Origin of the sequence: Rhodococcus sp. NPDC058505 (assembly GCF_042720095.1) — a bacterium.
Classification (GTDB): Bacteria; Actinomycetota; Actinomycetes; order Mycobacteriales; family Mycobacteriaceae; genus Rhodococcus_G.
The window spans coordinates 48,230-70,208 of record NZ_JBHXNB010000004.1; the positions used below are offsets into that span (position 1 = coordinate 48,230).

Annotated in this window: 23 protein-coding genes; 15 read left to right on the forward strand and 8 right to left on the reverse strand. The window is 71.6% G+C overall.

The genetic code is table 11. The features are described 5' to 3' along the window. Positions 1-50 precede the first annotated feature (50 nt). On the forward strand, positions 51-968 hold the full coding sequence (locus ACFWPA_RS04480; protein WP_378569699.1) for an SMP-30/gluconolactonase/LRE family protein: 918 nt from the start codon (positions 51-53) through the stop codon (positions 966-968). A 7-nt stretch (positions 969-975) separates the two neighbouring features. Here the strand turns inward: ACFWPA_RS04480 and ACFWPA_RS04485 are convergent, their stop codons facing one another. Beyond that, positions 976-1,557: a carboxymuconolactone decarboxylase family protein gene (locus ACFWPA_RS04485; protein ID WP_378569700.1), complete on the reverse strand. Its 582-nt coding sequence runs from the start codon at positions 1,555-1,557 to the stop codon at positions 976-978. After that, the gene (locus tag ACFWPA_RS04490; RefSeq protein WP_378569701.1) at positions 1,557-1,880 is read right to left on the reverse strand and encodes a hypothetical protein; all 324 of its coding nucleotides are present in this window, start codon (positions 1,878-1,880) and stop codon (positions 1,557-1,559) included. Before ACFWPA_RS04490 ends, ACFWPA_RS04485 begins: the two co-directional genes overlap by 1 nt. A 115-nt stretch (positions 1,881-1,995) precedes the next feature. On the opposite strand from ACFWPA_RS04490, the gene dapE reads away from it, so the two are divergent. The 9 genes from dapE (at position 1,996) to ACFWPA_RS04535 (ending at position 8,598) form a co-directional block, all read left to right on the forward strand. Then, entirely contained in the window at positions 1,996-3,081 is a 1,086-nt protein-coding gene (dapE, locus tag ACFWPA_RS04495) for a succinyl-diaminopimelate desuccinylase (RefSeq protein WP_378569777.1), read from the forward strand. Positions 3,082-3,155: 74 nt separating this feature from the next. Next, positions 3,156-3,980, forward strand: coding sequence for a TIGR00730 family Rossman fold protein (locus ACFWPA_RS04500; RefSeq protein ID WP_378505839.1), 825 nt, complete (start codon positions 3,156-3,158; stop codon positions 3,978-3,980). After that, complete coding sequence (locus tag ACFWPA_RS04505; RefSeq protein ID WP_378505840.1) at positions 3,974-4,525, forward strand: TIGR00730 family Rossman fold protein; 552 nt, start codon at positions 3,974-3,976, stop codon at positions 4,523-4,525. The genes ACFWPA_RS04500 and ACFWPA_RS04505 overlap by 7 nt, the downstream gene beginning before the upstream one ends. Before the next feature lie 4 nt (positions 4,526-4,529). After that, positions 4,530-5,444 (forward strand): dihydropteroate synthase, encoded by a 915-nt coding sequence (gene folP, locus ACFWPA_RS04510; protein WP_378505841.1) that lies wholly within the window; start codon positions 4,530-4,532, stop codon positions 5,442-5,444. Beyond that, positions 5,441-6,391, forward strand: a complete 951-nt coding sequence (locus ACFWPA_RS04515) for a glucosyl-3-phosphoglycerate synthase (protein WP_378505842.1) — start codon at positions 5,441-5,443, stop codon at positions 6,389-6,391. The genes folP and ACFWPA_RS04515 overlap by 4 nt, the downstream gene beginning before the upstream one ends. A 51-nt stretch (positions 6,392-6,442) precedes the next feature. Then, positions 6,443-6,784: a DivIVA domain-containing protein gene (locus tag ACFWPA_RS04520; RefSeq protein WP_378505843.1), complete on the forward strand. Its 342-nt coding sequence runs from the start codon at positions 6,443-6,445 to the stop codon at positions 6,782-6,784. Beyond that, positions 6,781-7,350, forward strand: a complete 570-nt coding sequence (locus ACFWPA_RS04525) for a DNA-3-methyladenine glycosylase I (RefSeq protein WP_378505844.1) — start codon at positions 6,781-6,783, stop codon at positions 7,348-7,350. Before ACFWPA_RS04520 ends, ACFWPA_RS04525 begins: the two co-directional genes overlap by 4 nt. 137 nt (positions 7,351-7,487) lie before the next feature. Continuing rightward, a complete protein-coding gene (locus ACFWPA_RS04530) occupies positions 7,488-7,655 on the forward strand; it encodes a DUF3117 domain-containing protein (RefSeq protein ID WP_003931055.1) in 168 nt (55 codons plus the stop codon). Between the two features lie 106 nt (positions 7,656-7,761). Continuing rightward, positions 7,762-8,598: a putative RNA methyltransferase gene (locus tag ACFWPA_RS04535; protein WP_378569702.1), complete on the forward strand. Its 837-nt coding sequence runs from the start codon at positions 7,762-7,764 to the stop codon at positions 8,596-8,598. Between the two features lie 10 nt (positions 8,599-8,608). Here the strand turns inward: ACFWPA_RS04535 and glgA are convergent, their stop codons facing one another. Next, positions 8,609-9,787 carry a glycogen synthase gene (glgA, locus tag ACFWPA_RS04540; RefSeq protein WP_378569703.1) on the reverse strand — a complete coding sequence of 393 codons (1,179 nt, stop codon included), beginning with the start codon at positions 9,785-9,787 and terminating at the stop codon, positions 8,609-8,611. Positions 9,788-9,907: 120 nt separating this feature from the next. On the opposite strand from glgA, the gene glgC reads away from it, so the two are divergent. From glgC to ACFWPA_RS04555, 3 genes are all read left to right on the forward strand, one after another. Continuing rightward, positions 9,908-11,122 carry a glucose-1-phosphate adenylyltransferase gene (gene glgC, locus ACFWPA_RS04545; RefSeq protein ID WP_378505847.1) on the forward strand — a complete coding sequence of 405 codons (1,215 nt, stop codon included), beginning with the start codon at positions 9,908-9,910 and terminating at the stop codon, positions 11,120-11,122. Positions 11,123-11,340: 218 nt separating this feature from the next. Next, entirely contained in the window at positions 11,341-12,726 is a 1,386-nt protein-coding gene (locus ACFWPA_RS04550) for a hypothetical protein (RefSeq protein ID WP_378569704.1), read from the forward strand. Then, positions 12,713-15,544, forward strand: a complete 2,832-nt coding sequence (locus ACFWPA_RS04555) for an FtsW/RodA/SpoVE family cell cycle protein (protein ID WP_378569705.1) — start codon at positions 12,713-12,715, stop codon at positions 15,542-15,544. Before ACFWPA_RS04550 ends, ACFWPA_RS04555 begins: the two co-directional genes overlap by 14 nt. A gap of 21 nt (positions 15,545-15,565) precedes the next feature. On the opposite strand, the gene ACFWPA_RS04560 is transcribed toward ACFWPA_RS04555, so the two are convergent. From ACFWPA_RS04560 to ACFWPA_RS04580, 5 genes are all read right to left on the reverse strand, one after another. Continuing rightward, positions 15,566-16,549 (reverse strand): rod shape-determining protein, encoded by a 984-nt coding sequence (locus tag ACFWPA_RS04560; RefSeq protein ID WP_378569706.1) that lies wholly within the window; start codon positions 16,547-16,549, stop codon positions 15,566-15,568. Between the two features lie 98 nt (positions 16,550-16,647). Beyond that, entirely contained in the window at positions 16,648-18,288 is a 1,641-nt protein-coding gene (locus tag ACFWPA_RS04565) for an ABC transporter permease (RefSeq protein ID WP_378505851.1), read from the reverse strand. Further along, positions 18,285-19,196, reverse strand: a complete 912-nt coding sequence (locus ACFWPA_RS04570; protein WP_378505852.1) for an ATP-binding cassette domain-containing protein — start codon at positions 19,194-19,196, stop codon at positions 18,285-18,287. The genes ACFWPA_RS04565 and ACFWPA_RS04570 overlap by 4 nt, the downstream gene beginning before the upstream one ends. Beyond that, positions 19,193-19,918, reverse strand: coding sequence for a TetR family transcriptional regulator (locus ACFWPA_RS04575; protein ID WP_378505853.1), 726 nt, complete (start codon positions 19,916-19,918; stop codon positions 19,193-19,195). Before ACFWPA_RS04575 ends, ACFWPA_RS04570 begins: the two co-directional genes overlap by 4 nt. A 90-nt stretch (positions 19,919-20,008) precedes the next feature. Beyond that, positions 20,009-20,620: an O-methyltransferase gene (locus ACFWPA_RS04580; protein ID WP_378506047.1), complete on the reverse strand. Its 612-nt coding sequence runs from the start codon at positions 20,618-20,620 to the stop codon at positions 20,009-20,011. Between the two features lie 318 nt (positions 20,621-20,938). Between ACFWPA_RS04580 and sigE the strand changes: the two genes are divergently transcribed. Together sigE and ACFWPA_RS04590 are read left to right on the forward strand one after the other, a co-directional pair. Then, positions 20,939-21,571 carry an RNA polymerase sigma factor SigE gene (gene sigE, locus ACFWPA_RS04585; RefSeq protein WP_378505854.1) on the forward strand — a complete coding sequence of 211 codons (633 nt, stop codon included), beginning with the start codon at positions 20,939-20,941 and terminating at the stop codon, positions 21,569-21,571. 17 nt (positions 21,572-21,588) lie between these two features. Then, positions 21,589-21,963: an RNA polymerase subunit sigma-70 gene (locus tag ACFWPA_RS04590; RefSeq protein WP_378506048.1), complete on the forward strand. Its 375-nt coding sequence runs from the start codon at positions 21,589-21,591 to the stop codon at positions 21,961-21,963. Positions 21,964-21,979 lie beyond the last annotated feature (16 nt).

Consider the following 21,979-nt stretch of genomic DNA (forward strand, 5'->3'; position numbering starts at 1 on the left):
GCCTACCTCGTGCAACGCTGGTAGCGGACCCACCCGAGGGAGGTGCCGTCATGCGACGGACCAGGATCGGATATCTCGCCGCGGCCGCGGCGATCAGCGTCGGCACGCTGGCCGCGCAGGCGCTCGTCGCGCCCGCCGCGGTGGCCGCGCCCGGCTGCCCCGACGCGCGTTCGCCGGTGGTCGTGGGCAGCGTGCCCGGTGCGGTGCTTGAGGGCGCGACCGTCGACGCTGCGGGCCGACTGTACGTCACCGACCTGGCCAGCGGGCGGGTCCTGCGGCTGGATCGGCCGGGGGCACCGGCGGTGCCGATCGCGACCGTCCCCAGCGGCGGCGCGGGGGGCCTCGCATGGACACCGGACGGGTCGTTGCTCGTCGGATACGGCGCCGACGCCCGCGTCCTCACCGGCGATGTCACCCGGTCCGCCGGGATCGTCGCCGTCGACGTCACCTCCGGCGCGGTGCGGCCGTTCGCGTCCGGACTCAGCGCGGCGAACGGGTTGGCCGTCGCCGGGGACGGCACGGTGTACGCCACCAACGACTTCGGCTCACTGGTCGGCCGGGTGCTGCCGAACGGGGTCGTGCAGCCGGACTGGGCGGTGCTTCCCAGCGCCAATGGCGCAGCCCTCAGCGCCGACGACCGGTACCTCTACGTGTCGCGGACCTTCGCCGACCCCGGCGTCAGCCGGATTCCCACCGCGAACCCCGGCGCACCGGAGTCGGTGGTCACCTTCACCGGCGGGGACGTGATCGCCGCACCGGACGGCCTGGTGCTCGACCCGCAGGGCAGGCCGGTGGTCCCCACCGATGTGTCCGGGCAGATCCTCCGCGTCGACGGCCCCGGCCGGTATTGCGTCCTCGCATCCGGGCTGCCGATGTCCAGCGTCCTCACCTACGGCGACGGCGACGCCGGCTTCTCCGCGGGGCGGCTGTTCCGGGCCGGGTTCGACGGCGCGATCTACGAGGTGTGACGCGCGGTCATCGGTAGCCCCGCCGGAGCAGGTACTTCGCCCCGGCGTCGAAGTCCCCGGGACGGAGCAGCGCGAAGCCGAAGGCGTCGGCGAGCCGGTTGGTGGTGTCGAAGGCGACACAGACGGCCAGCGCATCCTCGATCTGCTGGCGTGGCACCCCGGCGTCCACCACCGCCCGCAGGTCCGCGACACCCACCGTCCCGGTCCGCGTGAGGATGCCGAGCATCCGCAGCGTCGCCCGAAGACCCTCGTCGACGGGGGCCGACTCCAGGTCCGTGAGAACCGCGCGCACCCGCCCCGGATCCCCGGAGGCGCGCGCCGCGGTCGCGGTGTGCGCGCCGACGCAGAACGCGGACTCGTTTACCCGCGAGACGTAGGCCGCCATGAGTTCCCGGTCGGCGACCGACCATGCGGACGGCCCCCGCATCGCCTCGTGGGTGAACTCCTTGGCGCGGGTCCCGTAGAAGTCGGGCCGGTACGCGACGATCTTGGCTGCATCCGGCACCGGATGCCGGGAGAGCGTCCGGATCAGGGCGAACAGCACCCTGGTCCTCGTGTCGTGGCCGGAGTCGAGGATGCGCAGGCGCATCAGTCGACCCGCCGGTCGGTGGCGGCGTCCAGCGCAGCCAGGCCCGCGTGGTAGAGGCGCGACGACCGACCGACCGCGGCGCACACGACCAGTTCGAAGAGCTGATCCTCGTTGTATCCGGCGGCTTCGGCCGCGGCGACGTCGGCGTCGGTGACCCGCGTCGGACCGTCCACCACCTTGTCGATCAGCGGCTGCACGGCAGGGGGAAGACCGGTGCCTGCGAAGGCGCTGGCCCGGTCCGCCGATGCGGCCTCACCCGCCCCGGTCAAGATCCGCTCCACCAGGGAACGGTGCAGCTTCCGATGCTTGTTCTCGTCCGGCACGATGCCCTCCGCTTCCGCTCGGAACCAGGCCCTCGTGTAGTGACACCCTAGTCCCGTGAACGGGCGCTGGGCACCCGCGCGGGTGCGCCGGAATAGGCTGGGCTGCGTGACTGCGCTGCCAAATCTGGACCTGCACGCCGACCCGATCGACCTGACCGCCGCGCTCGTGGACATTCCGAGCGTCTCGCGCGACGAGGCGCTGATCGCGGACGCCGTCGAGTTGGCGCTGCGCGAGCAGACTATCGGTTTCGAGGTGATCCGCAGCGGCAACGCGGTGCTCGCCCGCACCGGTCTCGGGCTGCCGAGCCGGGTGCTGCTCGCCGGGCACCTCGACACCGTCCCGATCGCCGACAACGTGCCGAGCAGGCGGGAGCGGGACTCGGCGGAGGGGGACGTGCTGCACGGCTGCGGCACCGTCGACATGAAGTCCGGGGACGCGGTCTTCCTGCACCTCGCGGCGACCGTGCAGGACCTCGCCCACGACCTGACGCTGGTCTTCTACGACTGCGAGGAGATCGCGGCCACCTACAACGGCCTCGGCCGGATCGAGCGCGAGCTGCCGGAGTGGCTGCGTGCCGACGTCGCGGTGCTCGGGGAGCCGACCGGCGGGTTCATCGAGGCCGGCTGCCAGGGCACGCTGCGGGTGCGCCTGACCGCCACCGGCACCCGCGCGCATTCGGCGCGGTCGTGGCTGGGGGACAACGCGATCCACAAGTTCGGCCCGCTGCTGCAGCGGCTGTCCGAGTACCAGCCCAGGTCGGTGGACATCGACGGCTGCGGGTACCGGGAGGGCCTGTCCGCGGTGCGCATCGAGGGCGGGATTGCGGGCAACGTGGTGCCGGACGCCGCCGAGATCGACGTGAACTTCCGCTTCGCGCCCGACCGCACCGTGGAGCAGGCCGTCGAGCACGTGCGGGAGGTGGTCGACGGTCTCGGTCTCGGGTTCGAGGTGACCGACAGCTCACCCGGCGCCCTGCCTGGCCTGACGGCGCCGCCGGCGGCGGACCTGATCGCCGCGGCGGGGGGACGGGTCCGCGCCAAGTACGGCTGGACCGACGTGTCCCGGTTCGCGGCGCTCGGCATCCCCGCGGTGAACTACGGCCCCGGCGACCCGAACCTCGCGCACAAGCGCGACGAACGGGTGCCGACCGCGCAGATCACCGACGTGACCGCGGTGCTGCGGGGTTACCTCAGCAACTGAGCGACCCATGCCCGGCGCCGCCGTCGCGCTCGACCCCGATCAGCCGCGGCGGCGGGCCCTATAGCCTGAGCCGCATGGCTCCAGACAAGACCCCAGGACGTCCCGCGAAGCGCAGCACCGGCAAGCGCGCCAGCGCCACGGTCAAAAATCGTGGCCCGGTCCAGCTGCGGCGCGACCGCAAGGCGGGTCGTTCCACCGCCGACCAGCGGCTGCTCGACCGGCGGGGGCCCGCCGAGTGGGTGCACACCGACCCGTGGCGGGCGCTGCGCATCCAAAGCGAGTTCGTCGAGGGATTCGACGCGCTTGCCGAGGTGCCGCGCGCGGTCAGCGTGTTCGGGTCCGCCCGCACCGCCGAGGAGCACGCCGACTACGCGCTCGGCCGGGAACTGGGCGCCGCGCTCGCGCACGCCGGCTATGCGGTCATCACCGGCGGTGGGCCCGGTGTCATGGAAGCCGCGAATCGGGGCGCCAGCGAATCCGGCGGCTTCTCCATCGGTCTCGGCATCGAGCTGCCGTTCGAGCAGGGGCTCAACGAGTGGGTGGACCTCGGCATGAACTTCCGCTACTTCTTCGCGCGGAAGACGATGTTCGTCAAGTATTCGCAGGCGTTCGTCTGCCTGCCCGGCGGGTTCGGCACCCTCGACGAGCTGTTTGAGGCGCTCACGCTGGTGCAGACGAACAAGATCACCCGGTTCCCGATCGTGCTCATCGGCTCGCACTTCTGGGGCGGGCTCGTCGACTGGATCCGCACCACCCTCGTCGCGGAGGGAAAGATCTCCGCGGGCGACGTCGACCTCATCCACGTCACCGACAGCGTTGCCGAGGCCGTGGCCATCGTGGTCGCGTCCCAGGACGGGGAGGAGCTGGCCGAGGCACGCGAGGAGGTGGACGAGTGGTGACCGGCCGCCCGATCGCGGTCTGCGTGTACTGCGCGTCCGGTCCCGTCGACCCCTCGTTCCTTGCGCTCGCGTCCCGGCTCGGCGCCGAGATCGGGCGCCGCGGAATGCAGCTGGTGTCCGGCGGCGGCAACGTGTCGATGATGGGTGCGGTCGCCGAGTCGGCCCGCGCCAACGGCGCCAACACCATCGGTGTCATCCCGAAAGCCTTGGTGCACAGGGAGGTTGCCGACGTCGATGCGGACGAGCTGATCGTCACCGACACGATGCGTGAGCGCAAGCAGATCATGGAGGACCGCGCCGACGCCTTCATCACCCTGCCCGGCGGGATCGGCACCCTCGAGGAACTGTTCGAGACGTGGACGGCGGGCTACCTCGGCATGCACGACAAGCCGATGGTGCTGCTCGACCCGGTCGGGCACTACACCGGACTGCTGACCTGGCTTGACGGCCTCCGTGCCGGTGGCTTCGTCCAGCAGCTCGCCCTGGACGCACTGACGGTCACCGCGGACGTCGATCGGGCGCTCGACGCCTGCATGACACCATGAAGTCATGACCCACGTCACCCGAGCGGACACCGCGCCGCGCCGAGATTCGCCGTCGCAGGCGTCGACGCTCTGTGGCAGGCCCGTCGCGACGGACCGCGCCCTGGTGATGGCCATCGTCAACCGCACCCCGGACTCCTTCTACGACCGGGGCGCCACCTTCACCGACGAGGCGGCGATGACCGCCGTCCGGCGGGCGGTGGACGAGGGTGCCGACCTCGTCGATATCGGTGGCGTCAAGGCCGGTCCGGGTGCGGAGGTGGACGCCGCGGAGGAGATCCGCCGCGTCGTGCCGTTCGTCGAGGCCATCCGGGGCCGGTACCCGGACCTGATCATCTCCGTCGACACGTGGCGGGCGGAGGTCGCCCGGCTGGCGTGCGGCGCAGGCGCCGACCTGATCAACGACACCTGGGCGGGTGCCGACCCCGAACTGGTCGCGGTCGCCGCGGAACTGGGCGCCGGGTATGTGTGCTCGCACACCGGTGGCGCCGTGCCCCGGACCCGGCCGCACCGCGTCCGATACGCCGATGTGGTCACCGATGTCATCGACGAGGTGGTGCCCGCTGCCGAGCGGGCGCTGGCGTTGGGGGTCCCGCGGGACTCGATCCTGATCGATCCGACCCACGATTTCGGGAAGAACACCTTCCACGGGCTCGAGTTGTTACGACGGGTGGACGATCTCGTCAAAACCGGATGGCCGGTGCTGATGGCGCTGAGCAACAAGGATTTCGTCGGGGAGACTCTCGGAGTGGAACTCGCCGAACGCTTGGAGGGCACCTTGGCAGCGACAGCATGGGCGGCGGCGCACGGCGCACGGGTCTTCCGGGTGCACGAGGTCGCGTCCACCCGCCGCGTCGTCGACATGATCGCCGCGATCGCCGGCACCCGGGCGCCGGTGCGCACCGTGCGGGGACTGGCATGAGGACGGCCGCGCCCGCGTCGCGATCCACCCCGGCCGGGGCACCTCGGGCGTGGTTGGAGGCCAACAGCTGGGACCACCCGGACTGGACCGTCGCCGAGTTGGAGGCGGCGAAGGCGGGCCGCACCGTCTCGGTGGTGCTGCCCGCACTGAACGAGGAGAGGACCGTCGCCGCGGTCGTCGACACGATTCATCCGCTGCTCGGGGGGCTGGTCGACGAGTTGATCGTCCTCGACTCCGGGTCCACCGACGAGACCGCGGACCGCGCCGCCGCCGCAGGCGCCACCGTGGTGTCCCGCGAGGACGCGGTGCCGGAGCTGGCCCCGGTCCCCGGCAAGGGCGAGGTCCTGTGGCGGTCGCTCGCCGCCACGACCGGCGACCTCGTCGCGTTCGTCGACTCCGACCTGATCAACCCGGACCCGGCGTTCGTGCCGAAGCTGCTCGGCCCGCTGCTGACGGTCGACGGCATCCACCTGGTCAAGGGCTATTACCGGCGGCCGCTGCGGGTCGGCGGCACCGAGGACGCCACCGGCGGCGGGCGGGTCACCGAATTGGTGGCGCGGCCGCTGCTCGCGGCGCTGCGGCCCGAGCTGACCTCGGTGCTGCAGCCGCTCGGCGGCGAGTATGCGGGCACACGGGAGTTGCTGTCCGCGGTGCCATTCGCGCCCGGCTATGGCGTCGAGATCGGCCTGCTGCTCGACACCTACGACCGGCTCGGCCTGCGGGCGATCGGCCAGGTCAACCTCGGTGTCCGCAAGCACCGCAACCGGCCGCTGGTTGAGCTCGGCGTGATGAGCAGGCAGATCATCGGGACAATGCTGCGACGCTGCGGGGTGGACGATTCGGAGGCGGGACTGACCCAGTTCCTCGCCGACGGTGACTCGTTCCTGCCGCGCACCACGGAGGTGTCCCTTGTCGACCGGCCGCCGATGAACACGCTGCGCCCCTGACCCTGCCGTCCCTTGCCTCTGCTGTCGGGGAGGCGTGACAGGATCGGGGCCATGTTCACGGTCCTGCTCTACCTGATCATCATGGCCCTCGTCGGTGGGGTGCTGTTCCTGGTGGCGTCCGTGGCGTTCGGTCGTGGCGAGCAGATGGCACCGCTGCCGCCCGCGACCACCGTCACCGCGCTGCCCACCCGGGAGGTGACCGGCGCCGACGTCCAGGATCTGCGGTTCCAGCAGGTGCTGCGCGGATACAAGGCCAGCGAGGTGGACTGGGCGCTGGACCGGCTCGGCGCCGAGATCGATTCGCTGCGGGCACAACTGGCAGACGCCCGAACCGGGATGCAGGCGGCGGCCCCGCACACGGCGGCGACGGACAGCGACGGGGAGCCGTCGTGACCGAGGACGGGCGGGTCCGCTGCCCGTGGGCGGTGGATGCCCCCGGGGCAACGCTCTACCGCGACTACCACGACCACGAGTGGGGTGCGCCGCTGCACGGACGGGACGCCCTGTTCGAACGGATCTGCCTCGAGGCCTTTCAGTCCGGGCTGGCCTGGATCACCATCCTGCGCAAGCGGACCGCCTTCCGGGACGCCTTCGCCGGGTTCGACGTCGACGCGGTCGCGGCATTCGGGCCCGCCGAGGTGGAGCGGTTGCTCGGGGACGCCGGGATCGTCCGCAACCGGGCGAAGATCGAGGCCGCGATCGGCAATGCCCGTGCGGTGCTCGCACTGACCGACACCGACCTGGACACGCTGGTGTGGTCGTTCGCGCCGCCGCCACGCCCGGCTCGGGTGCGGTCGGTCGACGAGGTGCCCGCGGTCACCGCGGAATCGACAGCGCTTGCGCGGGAACTGAAACGTCGAGGGTTCCGTTTTGTGGGCCCTACCACGGCATATGCGCTGATGCAGGCGGTCGGGATGGTGGACGACCACCTCGCGGGCTGTTGGGTTCCCCGCCGCTGACCGGGCACCTCCGGACACCCGCCGGAGGGGGCCAAACCCGACGCAGCTTTCCGGCCATTGTTGCGATAGGGAAGAATGGGCCCGTGGACCCGGCAAAAGTCCGGGTCACGACGGCAGAAGATCTGGAGGGAGCAGGAATGGCGGCCATGAAGCCCCGGACCGGGGACGGTCCCCTCGAAGCAACCAAAGAGGGACGGGGCATTGTCATGCGCGTCCCGCTCGAGGGCGGAGGTCGGCTCGTCGTAGAACTGACCCCGGAGGAAGCCGCCGCGCTCGGCGACGAGCTCAAGGGCGTCACCAGCTAATCCTCGTGCAGTACACGGATGCACCCGGGCCCCGCATCGCCACCCGGCGGGCGGGGCCCCGTGCTGGGTGCGACCGGTCCCGGACGGGAACCGAGAGAGGAGCCGAATGGCGCTCGCCGACGTCCTGACCCTGCTGTGCTGCCCGCACTGCGGTGGCGATCTCGACCAGTCCGATCGCACCCTGCTGTGCGACCGGGGGCACAGCTTCGACATCGCCAGACAGGGCTACGTGAGCCTGCTCGCAGGCGCGTCGAAGATCAGCGGCGACAGTGCCGACATGATCGCTGCCCGCGCAGGCTTCCTCGACGGAGGTCATTTCGACCCGCTCCGCGAGGCGGTCGCCACCGCGACGGCCGCCGCCGGGATCTCGGATCCCGCGATCCTCGAGGTTGGGGCGGGAACCGGCCACTACCTCGCAACGGTGCTCGACGCGTTGCCCGGCGCCCCCGGCGTCGGTGTCGACGTGTCCAAGGCCGCGGCCCGCAGGCTGGCCCGCTGCCACCCGCGTGCGTCCGCGGTCGTCGCCGACGTGTGGACGCAGCTGCCGGTGCGCGATCACGCGGTCAGCCACGCGCTGTCGATCTTCGCGCCCCGCAACGCCGCCGAACTGCACCGGGTGCTGCGCGCGGACGGCGAACTCGTGGTGTTGACACCGACGGAGCGGCACCTGCAGGAACTGGTGGCGTTGCTGTCGCTGGTGCGGGTCGACGAGAACAAGACCGAACGGCTCGGTGCCGCGATGGCCGGGCACTTCGACCGGCTGTCGCTGACCTCGGTGGAGTACCCGATGCGGTTGACCCACGCGGAGTCGTTGCTGCTGGTCGGGATGGGTCCCTCCGCGCGGCATCCCGGTGCGCTCTCGCGCGCCGATGCGATCGCGGCACTGCCCGAACCGGTGGCGGTGACGGCATCGGTGACGGTCGGCCGCTACCGGCCGCGATAGACGGGGCCAGCTACCGGCCGTGGTAGCCCGCGATGGCGGCCGCGTAGACGTCCAGGGTCTGCCTGGCAATCTCGGCCCAGGCGAACTCCGCGACCGCGCGCCGCCGCCCCGCGGATCCCATCGCTGCCGCGGCCGCGCGGTCGGCGCATACCTCGTTCACCGCGGCGGCCAGCGCCGACTCGAATGCCTCGGGTTCGTAGCCGTTGTAGTGCACCAGCCGACCCGTCACCCCGTCCTGCACCACCTCCGGGATGCCGCCGACGTCGGACGCGACCACCGCGGTCCCGGCGGCCATCGCCTCGAGGTTGACGATCCCCAACGGCTCGTAGACCGACGGACACACGAAAACTGTTGCCGCGGACAGGATGTTCCGCAGGTCCGCGGTGGGAAGCATTTCCCGCACCCAGTGCACGTCGCGGCGCACGGCGGACAGGTCGGCAACGGACCGGCCCGTGTCCGCCCCGATTTCGGGGGTGTCCGGTGCGCCTGCGCAGAGCAGGAGCTGGATGTCGGGGTCGATGCGGTGGGCGGCGGCGACGAGGTGACCGAGCCCCTTCTGTCGGGTGATCCGACCGACGAACACGGCGAGCGGACGCGTCGGGTCGATACCGAGGTCGCGCAGCACCGGGGACGACCACGGATCGTCCTCCGGATACCAGACGTCGGCGTCGATCCCGTTGCGCACCACGTGCACTCGGTCCGGGTCGACAAACGGGTACGCGTCGAGCAGATCCGAGCGCATGCCCGCGCTGACCGCGATGATCGCGTCCGCGTGCTGCACGGCAGTGTGTTCGGACCACGAGGAGACGCGGTAGCCGCCGCCGAGTTGCTCTGCCTTCCATGGTCGCCGCGGCTCCAGGGAATGCGCGGTGAGCACGTGCGGCACCGCGTGCAGGGCGCCCGCGAGATGCCCGGCGAGCCCGGTGTACCAGGTGTGCGAGTGGACGACGTCGGCCGCGGCCGCGTCGGCCGCCATCCGCAGCTCCGCGGACAGCACCGCGAGTGCCGGATTCGCCGATGCCAGCGCGGGATCGGGCTGGTGTACCCGCGCGCCGTCGCGGGCTGCTCCCATGCAGTGGACGTCCACCGCGCACAGCCGGGTCAGCTGCGCGACGAGTTCGGTGACGTGGACACCCGCCCCACCGTAGATCTCCGGGGGGTACTCCCTGGTCATCATCGCCACGCGCACCGGCTCAACGTAACCGGCGGGCCGGGTTCGGGCCACCTGACCGCCCGGTCGCGGCGCGTGTCCCGCCGCCCGGGTGGGCCACCGCTGGCGACCACCCGGTGCGGCCGATAGGTTGGCAGGGTGAGGAGCCAGCCGCATGTGCTTGGAATCGTGCTCGCCGGCGGCGAGGGGAAGCGTCTGTACCCGCTGACCGCGGACCGGGCCAAGCCTGCCGTCCCGTTCGGCGGCGCCTACCGGCTCATCGATTTCGTGCTCAGCAACCTGGTCAATGCCGGCTACCTCCGGATCTGCGTGCTCACCCAGTACAAGTCGCATTCGCTGGACCGGCACATCTCGCAGACGTGGCGGTTGTCCGGCTTCGCAGGCGAGTACATCACCCCGGTGCCTGCGCAGCAGCGGCTCGGTCCGCGCTGGTACACCGGCAGCGCCGACGCGATCCTGCAGTCCCTCAACCTCGTCTACGACGAGGATCCGGAGTACATCGTCGTGTTCGGTGCCGACCACGTCTACCGGATGGATCCGGAGCAGATGGTCCGGCACCACATCGAGTCCGGTGCCGGGGTCACGGTCGCCGGGATTCGGGTGCCGCGCAGCGAGGCGTTCGCGTTCGGCTGCATCGACTCCGACGAGGCGGGGAAGATCACCCAGTTCCTGGAGAAGCCCGCGCACCCGCCCGGTACCCCGGACGATCCGAACGTGACGTTCGCGTCGATGGGCAACTACGTGTTCACGACGAAGGTCCTCGTCGACGCGATCCGCGCCGACTCGGAGGATTCGAACTCCGACCACGACATGGGCGGCGACATCATCCCGAAGCTCGTCAGGGAGGGCGCCGCGCACGTCTACGACTTCAAGGACAACGTGGTGCCCGGCGCCACCGACCGGGACCGCGGCTACTGGCGTGACGTCGGCACCATCGACGCCTTCTACGACGCGCACATGGACCTGGTGTCGGTACACCCGGTGTTCAACCTGTACAACCGGCGCTGGCCGATCCGGGGCGCCGCCGAGAATCTGGCGCCGGCGAAGTTCGTGCAGGGCGGGTTGGCGCAGGAGTCGATCGTCGGGTCGGGATGCATCCTGTCGGCGGCGACGGTCCGCAATTCGGTGCTCAGTTCCAACGTGATGGTCGACGACGGCGCAACGGTCGAGGGCAGCGTCCTGATGCCGGGTGTTCGGATCGGCAAGGGCGCGGTGGTGCGCCGGGCCATCCTCGACAAGAACGTGGTCGTCGGGGAGGGCGAGATCATCGGGGTCGATGTGGACCGGGACCGGCAGCGGTTCGCGGTCAGCGGTGGCGGCGTCGTCACCGTCGGCAAGGGTGTCTGGATCTGATACCGATCCCGCTTCGGGCATCTCGGATCAGTAACGTCCGTTCCCCGCCGACGGCGGCCTTGGTTTAATGGGTGAAACCTTCGTTCGGGTGGAAAACACAGAGGCGTAAAGGGTTTCAGGGGCGTCACGGACTTCGGGGAGACGCGGTTTCGCCGGGCTCGCGGCTGCCGAGGGTAACGGTGTTCATGGCGTGCAGGCTGCAGAGTTCGGGGTACCCGATGATCGAAGCAGTGCCGGAGCTGTCGGTGCCGAAGGGGCCGGTGCCGAAGGGGCGTGTGCCACAGGGGTCGCCGCCCCGACCCGAACCGGCGGCCGAGCCCGCCGCCTGCCGTGCCGTCGACCTCCACTCGCTCCTCGCGGCCGTGCTGTTGACGCGTGCGCAGGCCGCGACGCTCGTCACCGACGCGGCCGACCAGCTCGAACTGGGGCGCGGGCGTTTCGCCCGCGGGGCGTCGGCAACCGTGTCGGGGGACGGGCACCTGATCCTTGCTGCCGTCGCGGGGGAGGACGGGCCCGCCCGCGGCGAGCGGGCCGCCGTCGATGCGGTGGTGCCGCTGCTGCGGGCCGTCGCCCGCGCCTGTCACGATCGGGCGTACTCGGCGCGGCTCGACGAATCGATGTCCGAAGCAACGGATTCGGCCGAGCTGGGCCGACGGGTGCGGGCGGCCGTCGCCCCCGACCTCGCCCCCACCGCTGAGGACCGGGTGCGTCGACAGCTCGGGCTGCTGGTCGCCGCGACCCGCGCCCCCGACACCCACCACCACGGCGGCGACGGCGGGCCGTCACATGATTCAGTCGGGCCGTCACATGATTCAGTCGGGCCGTCACATGATTCTGTCGGGCCGTCACGTGGTTCTGTCGGGCCGTCACGTGGTTCTGTCGGGCCGTCACGTGGTTCTGTCGGGCCGTCACGTGGTTCTGTCGGGCCGTCACGTGGTTCCGGCGGGTCGTCGCTCGCGCCCGACGGGTGGCTGGCCCCGGTCGCGAATCCGTGGCATCGCCGGACGCGGCGACCCTCGAAGCGGCAGGGCGCGCTCGCGGTGATCGCGGTCCTTTTGCTCGCCGGCGCGGCCTGGAAGGCGCCTGCGGCGTTGACGCAGCTGCGGCTGGGGTGGGACACCCTGCTCGCGTCCGAGGAGCAGCCGGAGCAGGACCGGATCCGGCCCGTCTCGCCGCCTGCCGCACCCGACCCGGCGCCCGGCGCGGTGCCCGCGCCGCCGGTGGACACCGGACTGCCGGGGAGCGCGGGACCGGTCACGGAGGTGACCGCCACCCTGGCCAACGGGAATTGTGTTGCCGGCCAAGCGTGTGTCCTTCGCGTCGACGTCCATGTCGACGCACGGGCAAACGTCGACGCGGTGACCTGGAAGCTGGTCGCCTACGACCGCTGCACGGGTGCGGCCGCGCCGGGCCCGGAGATCACGATGCCCGTCCCGGCGGGGGCACAGGAGGTCTACGGCATCGGCAGCGTCGCGGTGCCCGCGGGCACGGCGACGGGGGTCGCCGCGGTCACCGGCAGCCCCGCCGCCGCGGCATCGGACCCGGTGTACGTGCCCGCGGACAACGCGACCTGCCCCGGCGAGGGCCGCGATGCGGGCCGGTAGGCGCGAATCCGATCCGTGGCTCGTCGGGTCGGCGCTCGTCCTCGTCGTTCTCGGCCTACTCAACCTGCTGTCGATGGGGATGACCTCCGCTGCGGTGCGGCACGCGGCGCTCGCCGTGCTCGGGCTCGGTGCAATGTGGGTGACCTCGCGGATGCGGGTGGAACGGATCCATCGACTCGGCTGGCTGCTGTACGCCGCCACCGTCGTCCTGCTGTTGGCGGTCCCGCTCGTCGGGGTCGCGACCAAGGGCGCGCAGCGGTGGCTGAACCTGGGCGTGTTCACGCTGCAGCCGTCCGAACTGGCGAAGGCGGCGCTGGTGCTGGTGCCCGCCGCGATCCTGGCCGGGGGCTACACCCTCGGCCGGTTCGCCGGGGTGCTCCTCGCGGCGGCGGTGCCGATCGGCCTTGTCGCGCTGCAACCGGACCTGTCGACCGCCATCGTGCTCGTCGCGATCGTCCTGTTGATGCTGATCCTCGCCAGGGTGCCGCTGCTGCCGATGGCCCCGCTGTTCGCGCTCGGGGTCGCGTCGCTGCCGCTTGCCGTGCTGTTTCTGCGTCCCTACCAGCTCGAGCGGATCCACGTGTTCCTGTCGGACAGCGCCGACCCGCAGGGGTCCGGGTGGGCGGCGTGGCAGGCGGACATCGCGATCGGCAGTGGTGGACTGTGGGGCCTGTGGCGGCAGCCGCAGTACACCCTGCGCTCGGAGTTTCTTCCCGAGGCGGAGCACGACCTGGCCTTCGCGAGCCTCGTGTACGGCTGGGGGCTGGTGGCGGGTCTGGTGGTCGCGGTCGCGTCGTCGGTCATCGTCTGGCGCGCCACGGTCGCGGCGCGGGCGGCGCGGACGCGCGAGGGTGCGCTCGTCGCGGCCGGGGTCGGCGGGTTGTTCGGCGTGCATGCCGTCGTCTCGATCGCGCAGAGCCTGTCGCTGCTGCCCCACACCGGCATGCCCATTCCCCTGTTCAGCTACGGCGGCACGGCCGCGATTGTTGGCTTCGTGGAGATCGGATTGGTGCTCGCGGTCCGCCGCGACGGTGTCGCACGGCCGCTGTGGGCCACCGAACCGCGGCGGCGCAGGCTGCCCCGCGGCGTCTCGGCGGGGGCGGTTGCGGTGACGGTGTCACTGGTCGCGATGACGGGGATCGCGTGGAACATGCAGACCGACCGGGGCGCGGAGTTCCGTGCGGTGAGTGACGGACAGCTGATGCGGTGCATCCGGCTGCCCGCCGAGCGCGGCCGGATCCTTGACCGGGCCGGTGTTCCGTTGGCCGAGAACGCCCCCGAGTACACCGTCTCGGTCGTCGCCCGCATGTTCGCCGACAACCGGGCCGACATTCGGGACGAGCTCGCCGCCCTGCTCGCGATCACGCCGGATCGGCTCGCGGCGACGCTGCACGACTCGGGCACCGAGGTGGAGGCGGTGCTGGCGCGAGTCGGGCCGGACCAGGCCGCCGCGATTGTGGACGCCGACCTGCCGTGGGTGCTGGTTTACCCGACCGGCCGCAGGCACTACCCGCAGGGGGCGACCCTGGCGACCGTGCTCGGCTATGTCGGCGTAGCGGACGCCGCCGACATGCAGACCTGGCCGCAGCTCGCGCTCGGGTCCCGGGTCGGGAAGGCCGGTGTCGAGCGGCGATACGACGCGGCGCTCCGCGGCATCGACGGCAGCCAGTGCGTGTACGTCGACCCGTCCGGTAACCCGGTGGCCACCGCGGAGCGGGTCGACCCGGTCCGCGGGCACGACCTGCGCCTGCACCTGGACGCCGGACTGCAGCGGGTCGCGACGGATGCGCTGACCGCAGCGGTGCAGTCCAGCGGGGGCGACCTCGGTGCCGCGATCGTGATGGATGCGCGTACCGGCGCGGTGCTGACGATGGCCAGCGTGCCCGGCTACGACAACAACGTCTACGGGCCCCCGGTGGACGCGGCCGCGTTGGCGGCCAGTACCGGGGCCCCCGGCCCGGGGCGCATGCTCAACCACGTCTTCCAGTCGGCGGCGCCGCCGGGGTCGACGTTCAAGATCGTCGTCGCGTCCGCGAACGCCAAGTATGGCGTGGTGCCGCCGGACCAGAAGCTGGCGGGTGGTGCGTCGTACACGTACGGCGGGCACACCTTCGCCAACTGGCAGCCGATGGGCGCGAACAGTTTGGTCGGCGCGATCCAGTGGTCGGACAACGTGTACTTCTATCAGCTGGGTGAACGTCTCGGTCCGGAGCGGATGGCCGCGGCCGCCGACGAGTTGGGGGTGGGCAGGCCGTCGGGGATCGACCTCCCCGGCGAGATCGACGGGTTCCTCGGCACCCCGGAATCGGTCGCGGCCATCGGCGGGACCTGGTACCCGGGGTCGACGCTGCTGATGGGGATCGGGCAGGGCACCGTCACGGCGACCCCGGTGCAGGTGGCGCGCTGGACCTCGGGGATCGCCACCGGCTCGACCGTGACGCCGCAGCTGGCCGCGTCGTACGGCCCCGGCGAGGGATGGGTCGTTCCGACCGCGCCGCCGCACCCGCTGTCGTTCGCGGATCGGCTCGGGCCGGTGCGCGCGGGGATGCGGGCCTCCGCCGCGGCAGGCACGGCGGGGCAGCTGGCGAGCCTGCCGGTGACCGCGGGGGCGAAGACCGGGACCGCCGAGGACCCGTCGGCGCCCGGTGAGGGCCTCAACGCCTGGTTCTCCGCGGTCGTCCCCTTCGAGACACCGGAGGTGGTGGTGACGGTGCTGGTGCGTGGCGGCGGATTCGGTTCGGCGACAGCGGGTCCGGTGGTCAAGCGCCTTCTTGAGGAGTATCTCGCGCAGACCAGGGGCGCGGCGCCGGGCCGCTGACGACGCGGCGCCGGTTGCCGCTCACGAGCTGTATGCGGCGACCACTTCGGGATGGTCGAGGCAGGCGGTGGCGCCCTCGGCGACGCAGGTGAGCGGGTTCTCGGCCACCTTGACCCCGACCCCGAAATGCTCCTCGAGCAGCTGCGGCAGGCCGCGCAGCATCGCCCCGCCGCCGGTCGCCAGCAGCCCCTCGGACATCACATCGCCGACCGCCTGGGCGGGAAGGTCCTCCAGGCAGGTGGCCAGGGTCTGCACGATCTCGGTGATCGCGGGCCGCAACACGTCCGCGATCTCCTCGCCGTCGAGGGTGACCAGCCGTGCGTGGCCCGTCACCGGGTCGATGCCCTCGACGACGAGCGAGTCGCCGTCGTCGGGGCCGCCAATCTTCGCGTGCTCGGCGGTGAGGTCGCCGACGACGATCTTGTGCTCGGTCCGCAGGTACTGCCGCAGCACGTCGGTCAGGTGGTCGCCTGCGAGTCGGCAGCTGCGGTTCGTCAGGATGCCGCCGAAGCAGAATGCGGTGACTTCCGAAGTGCCGCCACCGATGTCGACGACGAGGTGGGCGCGCGGCTCCATCGGGTTGACGCCGCATCCGAGCGCCCCGGCGATCGGTTCCGGCACCAGCCCCACCTTCCGCAGCCCCGCCTCGTGGCCGACCTCGAGCAGCGCCCGGCGTTCGAGCGGGGTCGCGCCTGCGGGCACCGCCATCACGGCGTTGGCCCGGGGGCTGAACCTCCGGTGCGGGGCGGCCTGGTCGAGGACCGCGGCGACGAAGGTTCGCGCCGACTCGAGGTCCACGATCACCCCGTCGTGCACCGGGCGGACGGAGGAGACACCGACCGGCGTGCGGCCGAGCAGGTTCCGTGCGTCCGCGCCGATCGCCAGGGCATGGCGGGCATCCTTCGTCTTCACCAGCATGAAGGACGGCTCATTCAGGACGACACCGCTGTCGGGTGTGCCGACAACGGTGTTCGCGGTTCCGAGATCGATCCCTAGTCCGCGCACGTCGACCTCCGAGGGGGAGTGGAGTGAGACGCATCACATCGTACGCATCCGGTCGGGGTTCGGTCGACCGGGCGGCGCCCCGATCGGTCGCCTCGGGGTCATCTCAGGTCCCGCCGCCGGAATGCGATTACCCCCGCGACGGTCAGGGCGATGTCGATCAGCAGCAACCAGGCGGCCGGTGCCGCCGGGAAGGCGGTCCCCGGCACCTGCTGCGCATGGGTGAACGGCTGCAGGTCCAGCACCCACTGCGGGACACCGGAGACCGAGCCGAGCAGGAACAGCGCGACGAACCCGACCAGCACCCCCCACGCGGCGGGCGTGTAACGCGGCAGCAACCCGAACAGCGCGATCGTCGCCGCGGCGAGCATCCAGACCGCGGGTAGCTGGGCGACCGCCGCCGCAAGCACGCCGGGCAGTCGCCCCCCGACGTCGCCCGCGGCCGCGCCGTAGGCGAGGCCGGCCACCAGCCCCGCCGCGAGCATCGCGACCGCGGGTCCGGTGACCGCGAGGGCGAGATGGCTGGCGATCCAGCGGCCGCGGCCGACCGACCCGGCGAGAACGGCCTCGGCGCGACCAGAGCCCTCCTCGCCGTGCAGGCGCAGCGTCGACGAGACCGCGAGGGCGGCGGCACCGACCGCGAGCATCGTGAAGGCGATCGCGATGAACGAGCCCTCCAGGGCGTCGGTTCCGCCGAGCCGGGTGACGATCTCACGCACGCCGTCGTTGTCGCCGATCTCGTCACCGATTCCGTGCGCCACGCTGCCGATCAGCAACGCGTACAGGCAGATTCCGAGTGTCCACGCGGTGAGGCTGCCGCGCTGCAGCCGCCAGGCGAGGCCGAACGGTCCGGCCAGCGTCGGTGCGGCCGCCCGCCGGCCGGGGCGCTCCGCGATCAGTCCCGCGCCGACGTCGCGGCGCCGCAGCAGGGCATATGCCGCCGCGGTGAGCAGGGCCGCCGCCGTCAGGTGCAGCAGCAGCACCCACCACCGGTCGCCCGCGTACGGGCGCACCAGCAGCGACCATCCCAGCGGCGAGAACCACGACAGTGCTGCCGCGCCCGCGTCACCGACCGCGCGCAGGGCGAACGCGGCGCCGAGCACGCCGAACGCGATCCCGCGTGCCGTGCGGGCGCTGGCGCTGAGTTGGGCGGCCACGGCGGCCACCGCGGTGAACACGACGCCCGACGCCGCGAGCGCGGCACCGAACGCCAGCGACCCGGACCGCGGAACGTCGGCGCCGAACAGTCCCGCCGCGCCGATCGCGCCGGTCAGGACGGAGGCGCCGAACCCGACGATCAGCGCAGCCGTGAGCCCCGCGTACCGGCCGACCATCGTGGAGTCGAGGAGTTCGGTGCGACCCGTCTCCTCCTCGCCCCGGGTGTGCCGGATGACGGTGAGGATCACCGCGATCGCGATCAGCGCGTGAAAGACCCCGGCCTTCCAGATGCCGACGGCCCCGACCCCGTCGTCGAGGAGGGTGCCGTACATCGCGCGCTGCGCTGGGCTGCCCATGACCGAGGCCACGAACTCGGCGCGCTGCGCCTGGTCGGGGTAGATGCTCGCGATGGATCCGACATAGACCGTTGACAGGGGGAGCGAGAGCAGCAGCACCCACAGGGGCAGCACGATCCGGTCCCGCCGCAGGTACAGCCGGAGCAGCCCGACCGTTCCGGTGAGGTCCGTCGACGCGCGGGCGGCGCCTGCCTCGCGTCGCCGACCGGTCAGCGTTGCGGTGGTCATGCCCGCACCTTCTCCTGCTGCGGTCCGTCCGCCTCGTAGTGGCGGAGGAAGAGGTCCTCGAGGGTCGGGGGAGTGCTGACCAGGCTGCGCACCCCGGTGTCGCCGAGCAGTCGGACCAGGTCGCCGAGATGGTCGTTGTCGACCTGACAGTGCAGCACCCGATCGTCGATCGAGACATCCGCGAGACCGGCGATGCGACCCAGATCGCCGGGGTCGCCGAGGAGTTCGGCGCGGATCGTGGTCCGGCTCAGGTGCCGCATGCCGGCCACCGAACCGCACTCGACGGTGCGGCCTGCCCGGATGATGGTGACCTTCTCGCACAGGGCCTCGACCTCGGACAGGATGTGGCTCGACAGCAGGACGGTGACACCGCGGGCGGCCGCCTCGGCGACGCACTCGCGGAACACCTGCTCCATCAACGGGTCCAGGCCCGAGGTCGGCTCGTCGAGCAGCAGCAGTCGGGCGTTCGACGACAGCGCCGACACCAGTGACACCTTCTGCCGGTTGCCCTTCGAGTAGGTGCGGGCCTTCTTCCGCGGGTCGAGGTCGAAGCGGTCGATCAACTCGGTTCGCCGCGCCGCGTCGATGCCGCCGCGCATGCGGGCGAGCAGGTCGATGGTCTCGCCCCCGGACAGGGACGGCCACAGCGTCACGTCGCCGGGGACGTAGGCGATGTCACGGTGCAGGTCCACCGCGTCCGCGAGGGGGTCTCGTCCGAGGACCCGGGCCCGCCCGGACGTCGCACGCAGCAGGCCGAGCAGGATCCGGATAGTGGTGGACTTCCCGGCACCGTTCGGTCCGAGGAACCCGTGCACCTCGCCCTCCCCGACGCTGAGGTCGAGTCCGTCGAGCGCGTTGGTTCGTCCGAAGCTTTTGTGCAGGTTGGTGACGTCGATGATCTCGGTCATGGGTGCTCCTGGTCTGGGTGCGCAGGGTCTGGGTGTTCCGGGGTTGGGCTTCCCGGGTCGGTGCGCTGGCCAGCGACGGCGTCAAGAAAGGTGGAGTCGGTCAACAGGCCCTCGGTGTAGATCTCGAGGGCGGGGAACATGACCACGTCGGTGAGTTCGCGGATCGCGCGCGGCCAGTCGGCGGGCCCACCCTCCTCGGTCCGGATCTGCAGGAACAGGAGGGTGCTGCCCAGCGATTGCAGGGCGAGATAGGTGGCGCGGGCCGCCGGGTCGCGGCTCGGTCGAATGGTGCCTGCGGCAACGCCGTCCGCGAGGTACTGCTCGACATCGGCGACCAGGTGGGCGAACAGCGATCGTGCCATCGCCCCGCCGGTCTGCCAGCTGCGGACGAGGTAGGCGATCAGCGGCGCATACTCCTCGACGTCCGCCAGTTGATGGAGCAGGGTCGCGGCACTGGGGCGGGTCAGCGATTCGGTCTTGGCGGCCCGGATGGTGGCGAGGACCTGCTCGTCACAGGCCTCCCGCAGTCCGTCCTTTGAGCCGAAGTGGTGAATGACCAGTCCGGGGGAGACGCCTGCCGCGGCGGCGATGGTGCGCACCCCGGTCCGGAAGCCGTGCTCGCCGAACACCACGATCGCGGCATCCCGGATCCGGGCCCGGGTGGTCAGGTCAGGGGCGTTGGCGGGGTCGGGCGAGCTGGCGCCGGTGGGGGTTGAACGCATGTTCACTACGTTAAACGCGCGTTCAACCGGGTGGCAATGGGTGGGCGCGTCAAGACTCCGTCAAAAGCGTGCGCCGCGGGCGAGCCGGGATCAGGCGCGGGACGCGCAGAGCAGTCCGTCGCCCACCGGCAGCAGGACCTTCGTCAGCCGGTCGTCCTCCGCGATGGCCCGGGCCGCGGCCCGGACGGCGAGGGTCGGCGCATCCCGCGCTGCCGGGTCGGCGACGCGGCCGCCGAGCAGTGCGTTGTGGAACACGATCACCCCGCCCGGCCGCAGCAGCCGCACCCCCTGCTCGACGTAGTGCGGGTGGTCGGCGGGTTCGGTGTCGACGAACACCAGGTCGTAGGAGCTGTCCGCGAGCCGCGGAAGGACGTCCAGCCCCCAGCCGTTGATCAGCCGGGTGCGCCCCGGGGCGATGGTCGCGGCCCGGAAGGCCTCCTTCGCCGCCCGCTGATGTTCGGGCTCGGGATCGATCGTGGTGAGCACGCCGTCCGGTCGCATGCCGTCGAGCAGCCACAGTCCGCTGATCCCCGCGCCGGTGCCGATCTCGACGACGGTCCGGGCGCCGAGCATCTGAGCGAACAGGCTGAGCAGCGCGCCGACGGACGGCGGCACCGGGTCGGCCCCGAGGTCCTCGGCCCGCTCACGTGCGAAAACAAGGACATCGTCTTCCATGACGGAGTCCTCGGTGTGGGCCAGCATCTGGTCGCCGTTGGTGTGCACGCCCACGAGGCTATCGTTGTCGCGTCCCGGGCGTGTCGAGGCGCGCATGCCTGCCCGGGTCGGTCCGCTTCGCGGTGCCGACATTCTCAGGCGCCGCTCAGGTTGCTCACACGTCGCACACACGCGGATCCGCGACAGTGAGCTGGTCAGAGATCAGCAGACGATCCAACGGTCGTCCGACTGCACGGAATCGGACCGCCGGGAACAATCCGGACACCCCGGAAGTTGTTCCCTGTGACACCGCGCGGACCCGCGCACCGCTTCCAGCTGTCCCGAGCAGGAGGTTCCATCATCTCGATGGTCAACACCCCGTCCGATCACGACACCGAGGTCGCAGGCCAGGGCGTCGCCGCCAGCGGCACGGCGGCATTCGACGCCAGCGGCGACCAGTCAACGATGCCGTCCTGGGACGAACTTGTTCGCGAGCACGGCGACCGCGTCTATCGGCTGGCCTACCGGCTGTCCGGCAACGCGCAGGACGCCGAGGACCTCACCCAGGACACCTTCATCCGGGTGTTCCGTTCGCTGTCGAGCTACCAGGCGGGCACGTTCGAGGGCTGGCTGCACCGGATCACCACCAACCTGTTCCTGGACCTGGTGCGGCGCCGCAATCGGATCCGGATGGAGGCCCTGCCGGAGGACTACGAGCGGGTGCCGTCGTCGACCCCGAATCCCGAGCAGATCTATCACGATGCCCGGCTGGACCCCGACCTGCAGGCCGCGTTGGACTCCCTCGCGCCCGAGTTCCGCGCCGCGGTCGTACTGTGTGATGTCGAGGGCCTGTCCTACGAGGAGATCGGTGCCACACTGGGCGTCAAGCTCGGGACCGTGCGCAGCCGAATCCACCGTGGGCGGCAGGCGCTGCGCGACCACCTGTCCGCGGCGCAGGCCGCGCGGGACCTTGAGATCGGGAAGCTGACAGTCGCGTGAGCGTGCAGGAGGAGCGGATGACGCAGGGCCACCCTCGCTCTGGAGGACCCGGACCTCGCCGGTTCGGTTCGACGGAACATCTCGCCAGCGAGGCGGTGGCCGCGTTCGTCGACGGGGAGCTGCAGATGAACGCGTATCTGCGGGCGGCGGACCACGTCTCGCAGTGCCTGGAGTGCGCGGCAGCGGTGGACGCGCAGCAGCATGCCCGGATCGCATTGCGGCAGTCCGGGGAGATCAGCATGCCGAGTTCGCTGCTCGGTGCGCTCAGCCAGATCCCGACCTGTCAGCCCGCCGACGAGCCGGGCCAGGAGCATCCGTTGGGTCGACGGCGCACGCTGTTCTCGTCGAGGACCGCCTCCTACTCGCTGACCACGTGGCGTCGTCGTCGCTGACCGTCGCGCGGGAGCC